Raw genomic sequence first — 17383 nt, 5'->3', positions numbered from 1 at the left:
AAAACATTTCTCCTTCCCCATCCAAAAACTATTACTCAATGATTTTCCATACATAATCTTCTTCACTAGAAGACATATCTTGTTTAACAGGTTCATTATAAACTTCTTCTGCTGGCATCATTTCAAAAGAAGGGATAATTGCTCCTTTTTTATGTAGCATTACATATTGTCCGTCCCACACATCATTATCGCGTAACGTTTCATCATTTCGAATAGAATGCCACTCTTCTTTATCTTTTGCCACTCTAATTTCATAGATCTCGCTTAATGCTTCATCTATTTTTTCATGATGTAAAATCGCTTCAATAATTTGCACCACTTTTACGTCATTTGGAATTGCAATATCAATTTCTTCATTTGACTGTTTTATGTATGTCACAATAATCTCTTCCACATTTATTCACCTTTTTCTCCATCATGTTTGTTACCAAGAAACATCTAAAAATGAAATATCATCGCTTGTCGGAGAGTTCTGTGCCCTCTCAATTTCTTTTAACACTTCCTCAAAATTATACTGCATAAGCGGCACAAGTCCGTCTGAGTGAATAACTATCCGATTAGCTTCTTGCCTAGATAATGCCTTTGAAAAAACCGCCAATTCCCCACCAATAATGCCTCGCTGTGTAGACCATCTTTTCTCTATATTTCTATTAAACTTCATTATATTCGAACAATTCTCCTTATCTTGAAACAATTGTACAAATGAATCACCATGTGTAACTATCGTTATTTGTACTTTATCTTGATTTGGAATGAGTTCTATTTTCCCGCCAATAAACATCGTTTCACTACCTTTTGTTCGCTTTTCTTCCAAAACATCAAGTAGTAACCACGGTGTTTCTTCTGGCAAGCGAAATGCACTCACTTCCTCTGAAGCTTCTTCTATCAAATTATTTAACTGTTCATTTAATAATGTAGCAATATCCAGTCCACTTTCTTGACATGTATCAAACAAGTTTACTAACTTCATACCAAGAAATTTCGCAGCGATTTCACCATGAAAAGACATTCCTACACCATCACATAATGCAAAGGTAATACTAGTCCCATTATCTTGAAATATAAGAAAATCTTGTCCACTCTCATTTAAGTCTTGCGTTTCTTTAGCTCTTACGTAACTATATCGATATGTAAAATTTTCACCTTTCTTCTCTTGTAATACTGTTTCTTTTTCTTGCGACAGGATATACTTCACTATTTTTCTCCCTCCTATCGAACCGGCGTTGCAGCAGACATTTGAAATCCAAGTGATACTAAATCTGCATTTGTACCTGGAAACATCATCACTGCACCATCCCCAATATGAAAACCATACTCAGTCATCATCTCACGATAACTTTGAGGGATAGGAGAGGAAAGTCGTTGCAACTTTGCACCATATTCATCCGTAATTTCTGTATGTGGCATAATCCCTTCCCACTTCTTTATACTAGTAATTTGTTCTTGCATAATTTCATCCGAAATAAAGATATTTTCAATTAGTACATTTCCATCAGGTACAGACATATTCATAATTCTTCGCACAATTAATTCTGGATCTTCGCCAGTTGAAGCACCATCTGTCATATGACAAACAACAGGAGCTGGCCCATCTTGTAAATTCGGTAATTCCTTTTGCAATAACTTCTCCACTACAGAGAAAGCCTTTGCTGTATCAGTTAAGCGATGCGTTTGAATTTTTTCTAGTGGACGTAGTCTTGCTACTTCATCTATTGTTTTCACCCCACCCAAAAGATCAAAAACTTGATCGCTATAAGCTAAAATAGATAACTTATATCTTGGAAGCAATCGACTACCTTTTGTCGAACGAAATACCATTTGGCGAATCGCTAAAGAAAGAGCATCTGTTACAATGTCAATTCTCCTTTTTTCTTCTCCCTCTACATCCATCATTTGATTCATTGATGCGCTTACATCAAGAAGATAGATTATATAAGCTGGTGTTTGTTGTGTTGCTTGAGTTTGATATAACATGTTTCATACCCTTCCATACATTATTATATGAACTTTTTTTATATTCACATTTCATTATAACTTATGAATTTTCTTTTTCTCAATTTATTATAAAATGTTCTCGATATAATTTACATATTTTCACACAAAAAGACATTTTTCTTCTCTTTAACTTATGTTTAAATATACAAAACCCTTCTATATTCATAGAAGGGTTTTGATATTATGGTATAAGACGAGTACAATCTCTCGGAAAAGCACTCGCCTCTCGTACATTTGTTAATTCTAATAGTTTATATACAATCCTTTCTAACCCAATTCCGAAACCTCCATGCGGGGGACAACCGTATCGGAATGTATTTAAATAAGATTGAAATTTCTCTGGGTGCAATCCTTTTTCTTTAAACGAAGCGAGTAACATTTCATAATTATGAATTCGCTGTGCCCCTGACGTTATTTCTAACCCTTTATATAATAAGTCGAATGAATCAGTAATAGCTGGATTCTCTTTATTTTGCATCGTATACATCGGTCTCGCTTCTTTCGGATAATGTGTAATGAAAACAAATTCACTATTATATGTTTCCTTTACATATTTCCCTAGTAACTTTTCACCTTCTGTATCTAAATCCCCTACAGGAGATTCTTTACGATACTTACTTTTCAAAATTTCTTGTGCTTCTAACAATGTAATTTTAGGTATTTCAGTAATAACAGGTACTTCTATTTGTAATAGTTGTAGTTCTATTTCACATTTTTTCGCTACTTGTTGAAATATATATCGTAAAACATCCGTTTCTAGTTGCATCACTTCATAAAAATCATGAATAAATCCAAGTTCTACGTCTAACGAGATATATTCATTCAAATGACGGGAAGAGTTATGATGTTCCGCTCTATATACAGGTGCAATTTCAAAAACTCGTTCTAGTCCACCCGCTACCATCATTTGTTTGTAGAACTGTGGTGATTGTGCTAAATAAGCTTCTTTTTGGAAGTATGGAAGCTTAAAAACATTTGCTCCTCCTTCTGCCCCTTGTGAAACAATTTTCGGAGTAAATATACGTGTGAAATCGTTCTCTATTAGAAATTCACTAAAGCTCTGAACGAGTGTAGATTTCACTTTAAAAATCGCTGCAGTTCGCTCATGCCTTAATGATATTACCCGCTCATTAAGTAGTTGATCTAAGCCAACTTGTAACTTCTTTTTATTTATTTCAAATGGAAGTGGCTCTGCACCGTTTATTACTTTCACTTCATGAGCAAGTACTTCAACACCCAATTCCGTTTTCGACGTCTCGACTATCTCACCGATTACATGGACAACACTTTCTACATCAACTTTATATCCGGCCAATTCATTTTCTAATACACATTGAATTACTCCTGTTCTGTCCCGTAATAATAAAAAACTAACATTTCCAAGGTGCCGAATTTTTTTTACCCATCCTTGAAGTAATACAACCTTTCCACTTTGCTTTGTACATTCTTTTGTGAGTGAACGCTTCATTATTCAATCCATTATTTTTCCCTCCAGTAATTTTATATTTATTTACGTTATTGTTGTCATCGTCATCATCCACGGTCACTCACCCCCTTTCAAAGAATACAAAAATCCGCCCCTATAAATAGGGACGGATTTTTTTCCGCGGTACCACCCAAATTGTCATACTGACCATCTTAGCCCTGATAACGGTAGGTACCGTTTGCTTTTACTAACAATCACGTTCAAAGCAACGCTCACAGGTGTCTTTCCATCATGCGGTATCGCAACCTTCCCAGCAACCGGCTGCTCTCTGTAGACCTTTGCACCATGTACTTTTCCTAATCATCACTTTTTATATTTACAGAGTATTCTAACTCTTTATCCTATAAAATGCAAGCACTTTTAAATATATTTTGATTTTTCACATCCAGTTTTGTACAATCTCCTCTAAAGCCATTCCACGTGAACCTTTCAGTAAAACAACATCTTTTTTCGTTATAACTTTCAATACTTCCTCTGCTATTTTGGCTTTATTATCAAATGACTTTATTTTTCCTGTATGATAGTTCTTTCTTGCTTCTTCCGCTACAATTTTGGCTAACTCTCCATACGTAAATACATATTGAATGCTCTCCTCATTTAACATTTTACCAATTTCTCTATGATATGTTTCAGCTTTCTTGCCTAACTCCAACATATCCCCAATCACTATAAATTTTTTCTTATAGGCATTTAATTTCTGCAACGTTTCAATTGCAGCCTTCATGGAGGAAGGACTGGCATTCCATGCATCGTTAATAATTGTAAAACCTGTTTTAGCGGTTAAAAACTGAAAGCGCATTTGTGTAATGTTTATTTGCTGCAATGCTTCTTGTATTTTTTCTATAGGGACTTTGTAAAATTGACCTACAGCGATTCCGACAATCGTATTAAAAATATTATGTTTTCCATGTAAGGGAACATCGTACTGTATTTTTGAATGATTTAATTTAAAATGAACACCATATTCATCTAATTGTACGTTCGTTGGAAACAAATCATTTGTATACTTTCCACCAAACGACTTACTTTCTATACCTAGCATATTAATATTTTGAGAAAGTAATGGCTCATCACCATTATATAAGAACAGTCCACCGTCATTTAATCCGTCTACAATTTCAAATTTAGCCTTCGCAATCTCTTCTCTTGATCCAAGCGTTTCTAAGTGTGACTGTCCAATCATTGTAATGATCGCTACATCTGGCTGTGCTATTTGTGCTAAGTTTCGAATTTGTCCCGTTTCGCTCATTCCCATTTCAAGTATTAACAACTCTGTATCCTGTTTCATTTCTAAAATCGTTAGTGGTAAACCAATTTGACTATTTAAATTTCCCTTCGTTTTATGCACACGATAAGTTGTACTTAATATCGTGCTTATTATATCTTTTACCATTGTCTTTCCATTACTACCAGTAATTCCGATAACTTTCACATTACTTGTCTTTCGGTAATATCGCGCTATTTTTTGCAGTGCAAGTAATGTGTCATCTACAAAAATAATCGCGATTCCTTTTGGAGGATCACCGTAAGACTTTTTCCATAAAGAAGCAGCCGCACCTTTTTCCATCGCTTCTTTTACATAATCGTGTCCATCTTTCACCCTAATAATCGGAACAAACAAATTCCCTTTCGTAATTTTTTTAGAGTCAATACAGACGCCTTGCATCTCTATATAATGAAATGATTCTTGTAATCCTTCACCATTTACTATCTCTTCCAATTTATTTAATTGTAGTTGAATCAAATCGTCACCCTTTTCCATTTTTTACATAAAACCCAATTCATTTACGCATATTAATAAAAAATTTTATAGCGAGGTGTGTATATGCAAAAAGCAATTAGTTTCTTTCTCCTATTGTTTTGCCTAATTGTAGTAAACGAAACATACGCCTATTCACCAAAATCTTTACCAATCTCCCAAAACTCTGATCAATGGCAAGTGAATATTGATAAACCGAAAAAAACAAACAAGAATATGCTTCAAGCTAAAAAAGCTGAATTTCAAACATATCATTTTTCAGTAAAGAATGTTGGGAATAGTGAGGTATATAACGTAAACGTCGAAGTATTCCGCAACGAACCAAATAAGAAAACGAAATATGAACTCTTTTCCCTAAAGGAAAGTCGTTTAGCAAGTGGAAAAACTGGATTTGAACACGCTAATTTACCTGTTGCTACAAAAGCAGATGAAGTTGATGTTATTATTACATGGCAAGAGCACCCATTCCGATCGATGCGAAATGGTCAAAAAGTTGAATCTAGAAAATTTAAAGAGCATTTTGTTTTTAAAGAAGCTAAAAAGTAAATGGGATACGGATATATTCACACTATCATTGATATAGCTTTATTTACTAGTACCAGTTCGTAAGCAAATTAAAAAGTCGTGGCTTATAAATGCCACGACTTTTTATATTAATTCGTACTAATGCCTCTCGCTGCCCAAATGCGATCGATATCAGCAGCATGTTGTCCGCCATATAAAAGAGCATCCGCTTGCTTAATCGCTTTCGCTCCATCACTGAATTTAGAGTTTGGTGTTAATGACCAGTGTGATTGTAAAATGATTTTTGTTGCTACATCACGGCCAAAAGCTTGTGCCATTTCGTATTGACCTTGAGCCCAAATTTCACCATCATCATGCACTTCATTCGTTATATCTTTCGGATATACTTTATTCGTATCTAATCGGCGTAAGCATGTTGGATCTGAACTAGAATAAGCTGTCGCATCCCATTCTCCAACACATGCTTTACCATATCCAGTAGTCGATACTGCATCTTCATATGTAGCACCTAAGAAGTCGCCAAATCCTTCTCCCATCGCTCCACCTTCTGCTGAACTACCAAAGCCAGGAACTTGGTTATCTTGAATCGAATGCCCATATTCATGTGCGATAATTCCAGCATCTTCTGCATCATCAACACCACCAGTACCGAAAGTTAAAGCTTTTGTTGATGGAGAATAGAATGAGTTATCATCAGTCGTACCATTAACATTCACTTTTATCGAACGGTTATTAATATTTTTAAAACCTAGACTTTGAATGTACCGTTGCAATGTGTCGATATGATAGTACGACATAACATCTTCAAAGCTATCATTTGCGCGTGTATAGTTAAATTGTAAATTCGTAGATTTTGTTTTCGCTTTTGAAGAAATCGTTACATATTCTCCAATTAAAAATCCTGTTCCATCTAAACCTTTTAACGTAACAGTTTTCAGTTGATTCGTTAGAGCTGTTGAATCTGCATCGTTATTATCTTTTAAGCCTACTTTACTACCGCTAGATACGACTGGGTTAGGTAAAAATACTTTTCCTGACCCTTCAGCTTTTCGGTTTATATCAACCTTTTTAATTAACTTTCCATTTTCTGCATCAATAAATGTTTCCCATGCACCAAATGGATTATTAGAATGGACTACAACTTTATATACTGGACGAGCAATTCCTTCTTCAACAATATATCCAAACTCTTTATCTGTAGGAGCCCATAAATTTTGCTCACTTGCTTCTCCAACATACGCCATTGATTTTTGTATTGCATCTTTTTCACTAATTTTTGTCGTTACTTCCTTCACACCTGTAACAGGCTGATAATCAGAAACAGCGAGTACTCCCTTTCCCTCTCCGTTAAGCGTAACTGTAATTTGTTTTGAAAATACAGGTGCACCATTAACAACTTGTTGGAACCTAACATATGAAGCTACTGACGTTTCTGTTGTAGAAATATATTGCAAGTCTGAAAGGTCTGTTTTCAATCCATACTGCGCAGCATTTTCTTTTAAATATTCAGTTGCTTTTTTCTGTGGCGAATAAGCTTCTAACTTTACTTGCTGTTGTTTTTCCAATGCCGAAACCGTAGAAATCGTCCCCATTACTAACGGTACAGTCATTGCCATTGCCACCATTTTTTTATTAAACATAGAACCACTCCCCCTAATAAAGTAGCTCAACCTTATCCCATTACCACTAGGCAATCATTCCCCACAAAATGGGGGGATAAAAATTGAATCTACGAGTAATTCTCTATAAACACTTCTATTACCTTTTCATTTAGGGTAAGTGAAATTTTCTCAATATTTATGTGTAAAGTGAACACAATACTTTAGAAATATATTTCTAAAGCAATTCCTTAACTCTTAAACTTTTTAAATGACTTTGTAAAAAATAGGCTACTTTTTACCTAACGATAGGTTGAAAAAAATATTAATGAATGATACGATTTATATAACCTTTTTTTAGGAGGCTTTATTATGAGCAAAAGTGAAGAAACACTCTCTTCAATTATGGAAGCAAGCTATCGACTGTTTGCCGGACATGGTATTACCAAAACGACTTATTCAATGATTGCTGAAGAAGTCGGAATAGCTAAACCGTCCATTTATTATTACTTTAAATCTAAAGATGCATTAATCGAATGTATTTTCACAGAATTATGTGCTGCGATGCAGTTTTCTTCCTTCTTCCATACAGAAGAGTTTACGAAAGGAAATTTTATTGAGAAATGCATTGAAATTGGATTCAAAATAATTGATGAACAGCAGAACGATCCTTATTTTAATCGTGTGTTGCAAGAATATGTATTACTATCTTCAAGAAATGATATGTACAAAGATCGATTACTAACTGTGCAAACAGAATATTTACAAGGGTTTGAATCACTCCTTACAAAAGCAAATGAGCTGCAATTGATTGAAAATAAAAATCTAGTTTCAAAAGCTCATATGTTAGCATTAGTGCTTGATAATGTCGGGAATTTTATGATGTTACATGTGGATATAGATTATAGACAAATATGGATGGAAGCTGTAAACAGTATTTTTGAAAGAAGGGATTGAATTGAATACTAAAAAACGAATTATCGGCTTAGACTTTGCTAGGGCCTTGGCGATGTTTGGTATGCTGCTTGTTAATTTTATGGTGATAACAGGTGCAGAAGGAAATGGTCCCCCATTTTTAATAACCTTCATGTCACTTTTTGAAGGTAGAGCTTCTGCCTTGTTTGTTATACTTGCTGGAATTGGCATATCTTTAATGACTAGATCCTCTGTTGCTAGAAATGAAAAAATAAAAATTTCTAATAGCCGAAAGATCATATGGAAACGTGCACTATTCTTATTTATTTTAGGATTACTTTTATACGTAATGGAGTGGACTGGGGATATATTACACTACTATGGTGTTTACCTTTTCGTTGCTGCCTTACTCATTACAGTCCGAAAAAAAGCATTACTCTTCTTATCTATTATTATCCTACTCTTGGCACAATCTCTTCAGCTTATTTTCAATGCTTTCGAAGGTTGGGGAGGCCCTACTCCATTTATAAACTATGTAGACTTCTGGACAGTTAACGGTTTTCTTCGCAATTTATTCTTTAATGGTTATCACCCTTTTTTCCCTTGGTTTTCGTTCTTCTTAATCGGTATGATAATTGGCAGATTAGATCTTCATAATAAAAAGATTAGAGATAGGTTGCTCTTGCTCGGTATTACATTCACCATACTGATAGAACTTTTATCAAAGGGGCTCACGCATTACTTCATTCCACACATTGGCAAAGAAGCTGCTACATTTTTGTTTAATACAGGACCCATTTTACCAAATATATTATATATTTTATCTGCTACAGGATCCGCTATTGCTATATTAATACTTTGCCTCTATATCACTGAAAAATATGAAAATAATTGGTTTGTTACTTCCATTATACAAACAGGTCAATTAACATTAACTCATTATGTAAGTCATGTATTTATCGGTATTGGAGCATTAATTCTATTCAATAGAATGGAACATCAAACACTACTTTTCGTTTTATTATTTGCTACTGTATTTTTCATTTTCAGTATTTTGTTTAGCGTATTATGGAGAAAGAAATTTTCTAGAGGACCTATCGAATGGATTATGAGGAAATTAGCTAGTTAATTTACCTCCATACGAAAAAGGAAGTTGGAATCATTCCAACTTCCTTTTTTCTTTAATTAGCTGCACTTAATTTAATTCTAAGTTTTGTTTCACCTAAAGAAAGTTCATCGTCTTCGTTCGTTAAGTGACCAAATGTAAATTGTTTTACGAGTAAGTTTTCTTCCAATAAATCTTTATGGTTCGTTAACGTTCGTTGTAGTTCTTCTTCTGTATCGAGAATAACATCGACTCGTAAATTAACTGGTAAATTCAACTGTTTACGATATTCTTGAACCGCACGAATGAATTCACGCGCTACTCCTTCTTGTAACAATTCTTCCGTTACATTCGTATCTAACATAACCGTATATTGTCCGTTAGTCGTATTAGAGAATCCTGATTTTGCAACTTTCTCAACTAACACATCTTCAGCAGTTACAACTACTTTTTCTCCTGGTGTTGCTTCGTAAACTGCTCTTTCTGTTGATACAAAGTTTTGTACTTCTTCTTGTGATAATTGTTTTAGCCAACCATTCACTGCATTCACATTTTTACCGAATTTCGGCCCCGCTGTTTTAAAATTGAGCTTCAATTGATATGATGTGTATTTTGTTTCATCGAGTTCAACATGGAACGCTTTTACATTTAACTCATCCATAACGATATCACGATAAGATTCCCAATCCATATCATTCTCGTTATGCTCAAGTAATACAAGTTCTGCTAGCGGCTGTTTTACTTTTAAAGAATGCTGATTACGGTTACTTCTTCCAAGTTCAACAACTTGTAAAACAGCATCCATTTCCGTTTCTAATTTCGGCTGAAGTAGTGATTCATTTACAACTGGATAATCAGCTAAATGAACGCTACTTCCTTCTAAATTAAGATGAATGTCTTCCGCGACAAACGGTGTGAATGGTGCAATTAATTTACTAATTGTTACAAGTACTTCATGAAGTGTCTCATACGCAGCAGCTTTTTCAGCGCTCATACCAGATTCCCAGAAACGATTACGTGAGCGTCTTACATACCAGTTACTCACTTCATCTACAAGTACTGCAATTTCACGAGCTGCATTCGTAAATTGATAATCATCAAGTGCTGTTCTCACTTTTTTCGTTGTACTATGCAATCTTGATAATACCCATTCGTCTAATTTCGTACGCTTTACATCATACGTTTCTTTCGGGTTATACTCATCTAAATTTGCATATAAAACGTAGAAGCTATACACATTGACTAATGTATCTACAAATTTAGATTTCGCTTCCAGTACTGTTCTTTCAGAAAAACGCTTCGCATTCCACGGGGCACTATCAACAAGTAAAGCCCATCTTAGCGCATCTGCACCAAACTTATCTACTAAATCAACTGGATCTAGTGCATTTCCTTTGCTTTTAGACATTTTCTGCCCTTCTTCATCTAAAACATGCCCTAGTGATAACACTCGTTTATACGGTACTTTTCCTGTATATAGTGCTGATACTGCTAATAAACTATAAAACCAGCCGCGTGTTTGATCAATTCCTTCTGCAATAACATCCGCTGGAAACTGCTCTTCAAATAACTCTTTATTTTCAAATGGGTAATGATATTGTGCAAATGGCATAGAACCACTATCAAACCAAACATCAATCACTTCTGGTGTACGATTCATTGTGCCTTCGCATTTTTCGCAGCGGACTTGCACTTCATCTACATAAGGCTTATGCAATTCTAAATCTTCCGGTGTTTCTTTCGTACTATGCTTTCTTAATTCGGCAATGCTTTTCGGCGCAAACTGATGATCACAACTTTCACATTCCCATACGTTTAATGGCGTTCCCCAATATCTATTTCGGCTAATATTCCAGTCCACCATATTTTCTAAAAACTTACCAAATCGTCCATGTTTCATATGATCCGGATACCAAGTAACTGAATCATTATTTTGTAAAAATGTATCTTTAATTGCAGTTGTTCGGATTAACCAACTTTCTCCTGCATAATAAAGTAGTGGTGAATCACAACGCCAGCAATGCGGATAGCTATGTTCATATTTTTCTTTATGATACAGTAAACCTTCCTTCGCTAAATAACGAACGATATCCACATCACAATCTTTTACAAATTTACCTTTCAAAAATGGTACCGCTTCTGTATACTCACCTTTTTCATCTACAACGTGCAAGAATGACAATCCTTCACTTTGAACAACTCTATAATCGTCCTCTCCATATGCTGGAGCAATATGAACAAGTCCTGTACCACTATCTGCCGTTACAAACTCTGCTGCGATAACGCGGTAACCATTTGTGACTTCTTTCATCGGAAATGGCGCTGTATAAGATGTGTTTAATAATTCTTCGCCTTTATGAACAGATAATACTTCATAGTTTTCTTTTAATACTTCTTGTACACGTTCTTTCGCAACAATGTATACATGACCTTCTTGTTTTGCTTTAACATATTCCATATTTGGATGTACAGCAAGCGCTACGTTTGCTGGAAGTGTCCAAGGCGTTGTTGTCCAACCTAAGAAATACTCATTTTCACTATCTTTCACTTTAAACTTCACAGTTGCACTTAAATCTTTTACTGTTTTATACCCTTGTGCAACCTCATGTGAGCTCAATGAGGTTTGGCAGCTTGGACAGTATGGTGAAACTCTATGTCCTTTATATAACAATCCTTTTTCATGGATTGTCCCCAAAATATGCCATACACTTTCGATATATGAATTCTTTAAAGTTACATATGGATCATCCATATCTACCCAATAACCAATACTTTCAGTGAATTCACGCCACTGCTTTTCATATGTGAAAACACTCTCTTTACACTTTTGAATAAATGGTTCAATGCCATATTCTTCGATCTCATGTTTACCAGAAATACCAAGTTGCTTCTCAACACCTAGTTCTACAGGTAAACCATGTGTATCCCATCCTGCTTTTCTTACTACTTTATAACCAGCCATCGTTTTATATCTTGCTACTAAATCTTTAATTGCCCGACCAAGTGCATGGCCGACGTGTGGTAAACCGTTCGCCGTTGGTGGTCCTTCATAAAACACAAACGATTGCGCGCCTTCTCGATTCTGAATTGATTGTTCAAAAATGCTTTGTTCGTTCCACTGCTTACGAATACGTATTTCTCTCCCTACAGCTGACTCTTTTACATCTACTTTCTTCATCTACAATCACTCCTTTGAATGTTTTAAAAGCACACAAAAAACCCGTCCCTATGAAGTAGGGACGGGTTTACCCGCGTTACCACCCTAATTCTATTAGCTTTTTCACTAATAGCGCTTAGCAACGTACTATCATACGTGTTCTTTGTAACGGTAGACATCCGTCCGGGCTTACTCACTTTCAGCCTCGGCTCCTCGGAGATGATTTTCAAATAACGTCTGCCCACCGGCTTTCAGCAATATACCGGCTCTCTGGAGAACAGTTCACTATTTTACTCTTTCTCGTCTTCAGATTTGTATACTTTGTTAAAAGTTATTTTATGCCATTTGACAACTAATTGTCAACTAATTCAAAATATATCCTTATCTTTTCCCCTATTCTTATACAATTACTTTTCAAATTCTCGCAATGCTGCTAAATTTTCATCATCCTCAATAAGTTCAGCAAAGAATCCCGATTCATCCTCACGAAGGACAATTTCAAGCTCTTCCTTCGCCTCTTCATTTCTATTTAACTGTGCTAAATAACAAGCACGATCATATCTTGCTAACAAATCATTTGCATCCATTGTTAATACTTCATTTGCTATTTTTTCTGCCTTTAGTGTTTGGCCGGCACCATGATATGAAGACGCTAAAGAAAGGAGAATTGCTGTTTCATTTGGATGATGTATAGAAGCATTTTCTAATACATGAATTGCCTCTTCAAACCTTTCTTGACTTTGATACATTTCTCCTAAAGCAAGAAATGCTCTACTTACGAACGGTGTTTGCTCCGTTAATTGTAAGGTAATCTTTTCTGCTTTTCTTTCTTCTCCTGCTTTAAAGAATACTTGTGCTTGCAGAAGAAGAGTATCATAATCATCTGGTAGTTCTCGAACCATTTGCTTCGTTAATTCCAAAGCATCTCTTAACATATCTTCTTCCCCGCACTCAACGAAAAGATTTACAAGTTGCTTCGCTACTTCATAATCCCATCTATTTTCTAGTGACGTGTGCAGAATCTCTATTGCTTCTTTATTCATCTCTACATTCTCATAAAATAGCGCAAATCGCTGTGCTGCCATACTATTTTTCGGATTTAACTTTAAAGAGATTTCATATAAATCAATTATCATAGTAACCATTGAAATTTCTTTGGCACGATTTTTCATACGATAAAAAGCTCTCGTAATGATAGATCGTTTTGGTTGTTCATGCAGCTGGCGTTCAATCCATATTTCCGTAACCGCAGCTGCAGCATACATGAATGCTGCACTTCTTTCTGCTTTTTTCACCTTTAACGTATGAAGAAAATCTCGTATGTTAGACAATTTTTTATGCTGCTCTACTGCTTTTACATAAACATCAAATATACGTTCATTATCAAAATCTTTTTGTATTACTTTCATTGCAATTTCAATTGCTTTTACATTTCTTTTTTTCACTAATACTTTTGCATAATGATATAGAACTTCTATATGCTCACCATCTAATTGTAGCGCGTATTCAATCTGTGCTTGTTCTTTATCTATTTCATTCATCGCTCCGTACACATATGCAATCGCATCTAAACGCCATATTTCAGGTACTTCTTCCTCTAATTGTTCTAGTTCAGTCAGCAATTCTTCCTGAAGATTCATATCTACTGAAAGCTGTGCCAAATATTCCATATTAATATGCAACGGCTCTTCCTTCATCGCCTGAACCATATGACTTTGTTCTTTAGAACGGTTTTCTTCTTTTTCGTATATTTCCGCAAGCTGTAAATGTACACCTACGAAATTCCCATCAAGCTCTAAACATGTTTCATACGCTTGTTTTGCTTCCGTCAATTGCCCTAATGCCATAAGTGTTTCACCAATTCGGTAATACGGTAATGCCGTTTCCTTTTGTTCTATCGCCTTATTATATCTTTTCATCGCTTGGCCGTACTGTCCAATAGATTCATATAAAATACCTGCATAACAACCGTACTCACTTACTTCATTACTTTCTTTGTGTAACGTTCTTAAAAACGCTATACCTCGTTGTACAAATTCCGTTCCTTTAATTCGATTCACATATTCATCTAACGCACTTGCTACATTATAATCGCTTTTCTTTATACCATTTTCTAACTTAGATAGCGCTACTTTAAACCCTTCTTCATTTCCACCAAGTTCAAGTTCAGCATCCCATAAAACCATTCCTGCATTCATGAGGAAATCTTGGCTCTTTTCAATTTGCTTCTCAAGACCAAGAATGTATTCTTTTGCTTCCTTGTATTGTTCTCTTGCCATATACACTTGTGTAAGTCCGAAGTGAGAATAAACATCCTCATCGTTTTCTTCTAAAGCACGCTTATACAATACTTCTGCTTCTTCCAAGCTATCATTTTGAAAATGATAGTCCCCTAATTTTACGTAAAGAGGTGCTTTATCATCACAATTCTCAATACCGTTTAATAAAATTTCTTTCGTACTTTCCTCATCCTTCAAATCAGATTCGTATATTTCTGAAAGTTTCGTATAAATGTAAGATGCATTACTATCCAAATGAATCGCTACTTTAAGCCCTTTTATTGCTAAATATAATTTTCCTAGTTGATGTGCACATCTCGCTCGTTCATACCATACATGTGCTTCATATTTATACTCTTTTAACAAGTCATTAAAGATTTCATATGCTTCTTCATATCTTTCTAAATCTATTAATATTAAACCGTGATTCGTTAAAGTGAACCTTTCAGGACTGCGCTCTAACGCAACTTGAGAGTATTGCAATGCTTTTTCAGATTGATCAATATACATATAGGATAAAGCGAGAAAACTCCAAGCAATAGGCTGATCTGCGTCTAATTGTAACGATGAACGAAAGCTTGAAATCGCTTCTATATAACTTTCCTGCTCAAAAGCATATCTTCCATTTATCAAATGATATAATGCACGATTATTTTTCTTCTCAACGCTTGTCAGCATTTGCTCCGCTTTCTCTACTTCCTGAAGACGAATAAAACACTGTGCACCATGCAATTTAACAAAGTCCGAGTTCGGAAACTTTTCCATTAACTTATCGATACAATATAAAATAAATTCTTTATCTACTTCAACATCTAAGTGCTTTATCGTATATAGCCACGTATTTGGATTATCGCTCGTTTCTTTTAAAAATTGTACTAAGTTACTAATTCCCTCTTTGTCATGTTCATCTAAATGATCCGTAAGAGAAAAAATAGATTTAAAATAACGATTTTCTTCCTCACTTAGAAACGCTAGTTGCGCCTTCTTTTCTTTCGGAACAAACGTGATTGCTAAACAGCCTGTATAACGATATTTTTCTTGTAATTTACTATATTCTACAAGAACTGGTTCTATAAAGTTTGGATCTTGAACATAGAAAGCTTGCAATGTATCATCATATCCAGATAGAACTTGTACGTGTGAAGCATGCTCAATATCTATACTTAATAAAACAGGAATTCCTTCATCAATCAGTCTCTTATAATTCTCTTCATTCCCTTTAAAATAACGATATTCATAACCTAATTCTTCTAAATAAGAAACAGTATCTGAAAACTTCGATCCTGTCATATCAAAAATAAACTCTGCTATTTCATCTTGTGTACGTGTCTCTCCCCATATACGCAACATCATCTCTAAACTTGTCGGAACACAATAATTATCCTTTTGTACAATAGGAACTATCGGCAAGTGAACCTTTTTTCCATCCGGATTTTTTTCTAAATTATGATATAACGATTCTTTTAAACTCTTTTCTTCTTTTAATAGCTTTTGTAAATCTGCAAATTTATTCATTTTGTACAGCGCTTCTGCACGTAAATGTACAAAGTAAGTGTTATAAGCATGATATGGCAGCTGAGTATTTATGTTATCTATTACCGCTAACATCTCTTCATATTGCTCTAAATCTAATAAATACTTTACCTTCTCAAAATGAAAATATGGTACTTGTGGGAACTTTACAATCGCATCATTAATTAACTGTATCGCACGTTTTTGTTCTCCTTTATTTGCATACAATTGTGATAATAAATAGGTAGATAACTCTTCACAATCTTCATGCTGTATGCCAGCAATAAATTGTTCTTCCGCTTTCTCCCATTCGCCTGTATGCATATAAACGTAGCCCCATTTATCAAACACTACGCGCGTACTGTACTCCTCTGCTTTTTGCATATACATTAGCGCTTCTTCATTTCTTTTCATTTCTAAAAGACATCGTACTAATGTAAAATATGTTTTCGCTAAAAAATCTGCATCTATTTCTTCTTTACTTAACTCTTCTAAAGAAGATTTTAACAACTGCTCTGCTTCAAGAATTTTCCGCTCATCAATTAACTCATCACAATATAAAGAGAGCGTTCTCATATTTGGGAATTTTTTATAAGCGTAACGAATGAGGAATGAACTGTATTGGTGCATAAGCCCTTCATCAGTAAGGCGAATTAATATATCGAACTCCTTATGCGAAGTAATATTGGCAAGCCAATTCTTCACATAGGATAAAGTATTCGTTTCTTTTATATATGCAATTTCATTATTTATTTCCTGTAATCCATCTACAAATCTCTTGTCTTTTAAACAAGTTTCTAACTGCTTAAAATCTAGCATGCATTCACCTCGAATTTATATTTATACTGCCACTTGCTTAGATTTTACACACCATATAGTATGTATTCAACTAAAATCTCTTATAATGGATGGTATTAATTAATATTATTCAAATTTATAACAAAATATAGTGAAAATGATTGTTTTTCTCCGTATTTTGTTTAATTATATGGAATAACGTAACATGCGGTTTTAATCTTGTAGAAGCTGAAATTAGTACATAAAATTATATC

The 17383-nt window shown here is 34.7% G+C and carries 11 protein-coding genes and 2 other annotated features; of the genes, 3 read left to right on the top strand and 8 right to left on the bottom strand.

Annotated elements, in window-relative coordinates; genetic code table 11:
* Positions 1-31: 31 nt before the first annotated feature.
* The 5 genes from ACUXVC_RS10570 to ACUXVC_RS10550 all read right to left on the bottom strand — a co-directional run bounded on the left by ACUXVC_RS10570 (position 32) and on the right by ACUXVC_RS10550 (position 5243).
* Positions 32-394: an EsaB/YukD family protein gene (locus ACUXVC_RS10570; protein WP_000391139.1), complete on the bottom strand. Its 363-nt coding sequence runs from the start codon at positions 392-394 to the stop codon at positions 32-34.
* Between the two features lie 30 nt (positions 395-424).
* Positions 425-1198, bottom strand: coding sequence for a hypothetical protein (locus ACUXVC_RS10565; RefSeq protein ID WP_095691011.1), 774 nt, complete (start codon positions 1196-1198; stop codon positions 425-427).
* 11 nt (positions 1199-1209) lie between these two features.
* Positions 1210-1974 (bottom strand): vWA domain-containing protein, encoded by a 765-nt coding sequence (locus tag ACUXVC_RS10560; RefSeq protein WP_000966848.1) that lies wholly within the window; start codon positions 1972-1974, stop codon positions 1210-1212.
* A 202-nt stretch (positions 1975-2176) separates the two neighbouring features.
* On the bottom strand, positions 2177-3463 hold the full coding sequence (aspS, locus tag ACUXVC_RS10555; RefSeq protein ID WP_446026028.1) for an aspartate--tRNA(Asn) ligase: 1287 nt from the start codon (positions 3461-3463) through the stop codon (positions 2177-2179).
* Between the two features lie 117 nt (positions 3464-3580).
* Positions 3581-3794, bottom strand: a binding site (T-box leader).
* A gap of 66 nt (positions 3795-3860) precedes the next feature.
* Positions 3861-5243, bottom strand: a complete 1383-nt coding sequence (locus ACUXVC_RS10550) for a UDP-N-acetylmuramoyl-tripeptide--D-alanyl-D-alanine ligase (protein WP_141241077.1) — start codon at positions 5241-5243, stop codon at positions 3861-3863.
* 63 nt (positions 5244-5306) lie between these two features.
* Here ACUXVC_RS10550 and ACUXVC_RS10545 point away from each other — a divergent pair, with 63 nt between their 5' ends.
* On the top strand, positions 5307-5786 hold the full coding sequence (locus ACUXVC_RS10545; RefSeq protein ID WP_088023232.1) for a hypothetical protein: 480 nt from the start codon (positions 5307-5309) through the stop codon (positions 5784-5786).
* Between the two features lie 107 nt (positions 5787-5893).
* Here ACUXVC_RS10545 and ACUXVC_RS10540 read toward each other — a convergent pair whose 3' ends face one another.
* On the bottom strand, positions 5894-7405 hold the full coding sequence (locus tag ACUXVC_RS10540; protein WP_000482274.1) for a M36 family metallopeptidase: 1512 nt from the start codon (positions 7403-7405) through the stop codon (positions 5894-5896).
* 330 nt (positions 7406-7735) lie between these two features.
* Between ACUXVC_RS10540 and ACUXVC_RS10535 the strand changes: the two genes are divergently transcribed.
* Both ACUXVC_RS10535 and ACUXVC_RS10530 read left to right on the top strand, forming a co-directional pair.
* Entirely contained in the window at positions 7736-8320 is a 585-nt protein-coding gene (locus ACUXVC_RS10535) for a TetR/AcrR family transcriptional regulator (protein ID WP_095691014.1), read from the top strand.
* 1 nt (position 8321) lies between these two features.
* Positions 8322-9407: a DUF418 domain-containing protein gene (locus ACUXVC_RS10530; RefSeq protein WP_141241078.1), complete on the top strand. Its 1086-nt coding sequence runs from the start codon at positions 8322-8324 to the stop codon at positions 9405-9407.
* Positions 9408-9459: 52 nt separating this feature from the next.
* Here the strand turns inward: ACUXVC_RS10530 and ileS are convergent, their stop codons facing one another.
* On the bottom strand, positions 9460-12561 hold the full coding sequence (ileS, locus tag ACUXVC_RS10525; protein ID WP_095691016.1) for an isoleucine--tRNA ligase: 3102 nt from the start codon (positions 12559-12561) through the stop codon (positions 9460-9462).
* Positions 12562-12615: 54 nt separating this feature from the next.
* Positions 12616-12856 (bottom strand) — a binding site (T-box leader).
* A gap of 91 nt (positions 12857-12947) precedes the next feature.
* Positions 12948-17150 carry a bacteriocin-processing peptidase family protein gene (locus ACUXVC_RS10520; RefSeq protein ID WP_095691017.1) on the bottom strand — a complete coding sequence of 1401 codons (4203 nt, stop codon included), beginning with the start codon at positions 17148-17150 and terminating at the stop codon, positions 12948-12950.
* Between the last annotated feature and the right edge of the window lie 233 nt (positions 17151-17383).

This window comes from Bacillus sp. N6, from assembly GCF_052805735.1.
The sequence above is the reverse complement of the archived record's forward strand: the minus strand, read 5'-3'. Positions and strand labels throughout refer to the sequence as shown.

Coding starts and splice junctions, on each gene's coding strand:
- ACUXVC_RS10540 (WP_000482274.1), bottom strand. CDS start 7,405: ATGTTTAATAAAAAAATGGTGGCAATGGCAATGACTGTACCGTTAGTA.
- ACUXVC_RS10545 (WP_088023232.1), top strand. CDS start 5,307: ATGCAAAAAGCAATTAGTTTCTTTCTCCTATTGTTTTGCCTAATTGTA.
- ACUXVC_RS10535 (WP_095691014.1), top strand. CDS start 7,736: ATGAGCAAAAGTGAAGAAACACTCTCTTCAATTATGGAAGCAAGCTAT.
- ACUXVC_RS10520 (WP_095691017.1), bottom strand. CDS start 17,150: ATGCTAGATTTTAAGCAGTTAGAAACTTGTTTAAAAGACAAGAGATTT.
- ACUXVC_RS10560 (WP_000966848.1), bottom strand. CDS start 1,974: ATGTTATATCAAACTCAAGCAACACAACAAACACCAGCTTATATAATC.
- ACUXVC_RS10550 (WP_141241077.1), bottom strand. CDS start 5,243: ATGGAAAAGGGTGACGATTTGATTCAACTACAATTAAATAAATTGGAA.
- ileS (WP_095691016.1), bottom strand. CDS start 12,561: ATGAAGAAAGTAGATGTAAAAGAGTCAGCTGTAGGGAGAGAAATACGT.
- aspS (WP_446026028.1), bottom strand. CDS start 3,463: ATGAAGCGTTCACTCACAAAAGAATGTACAAAGCAAAGTGGAAAGGTT.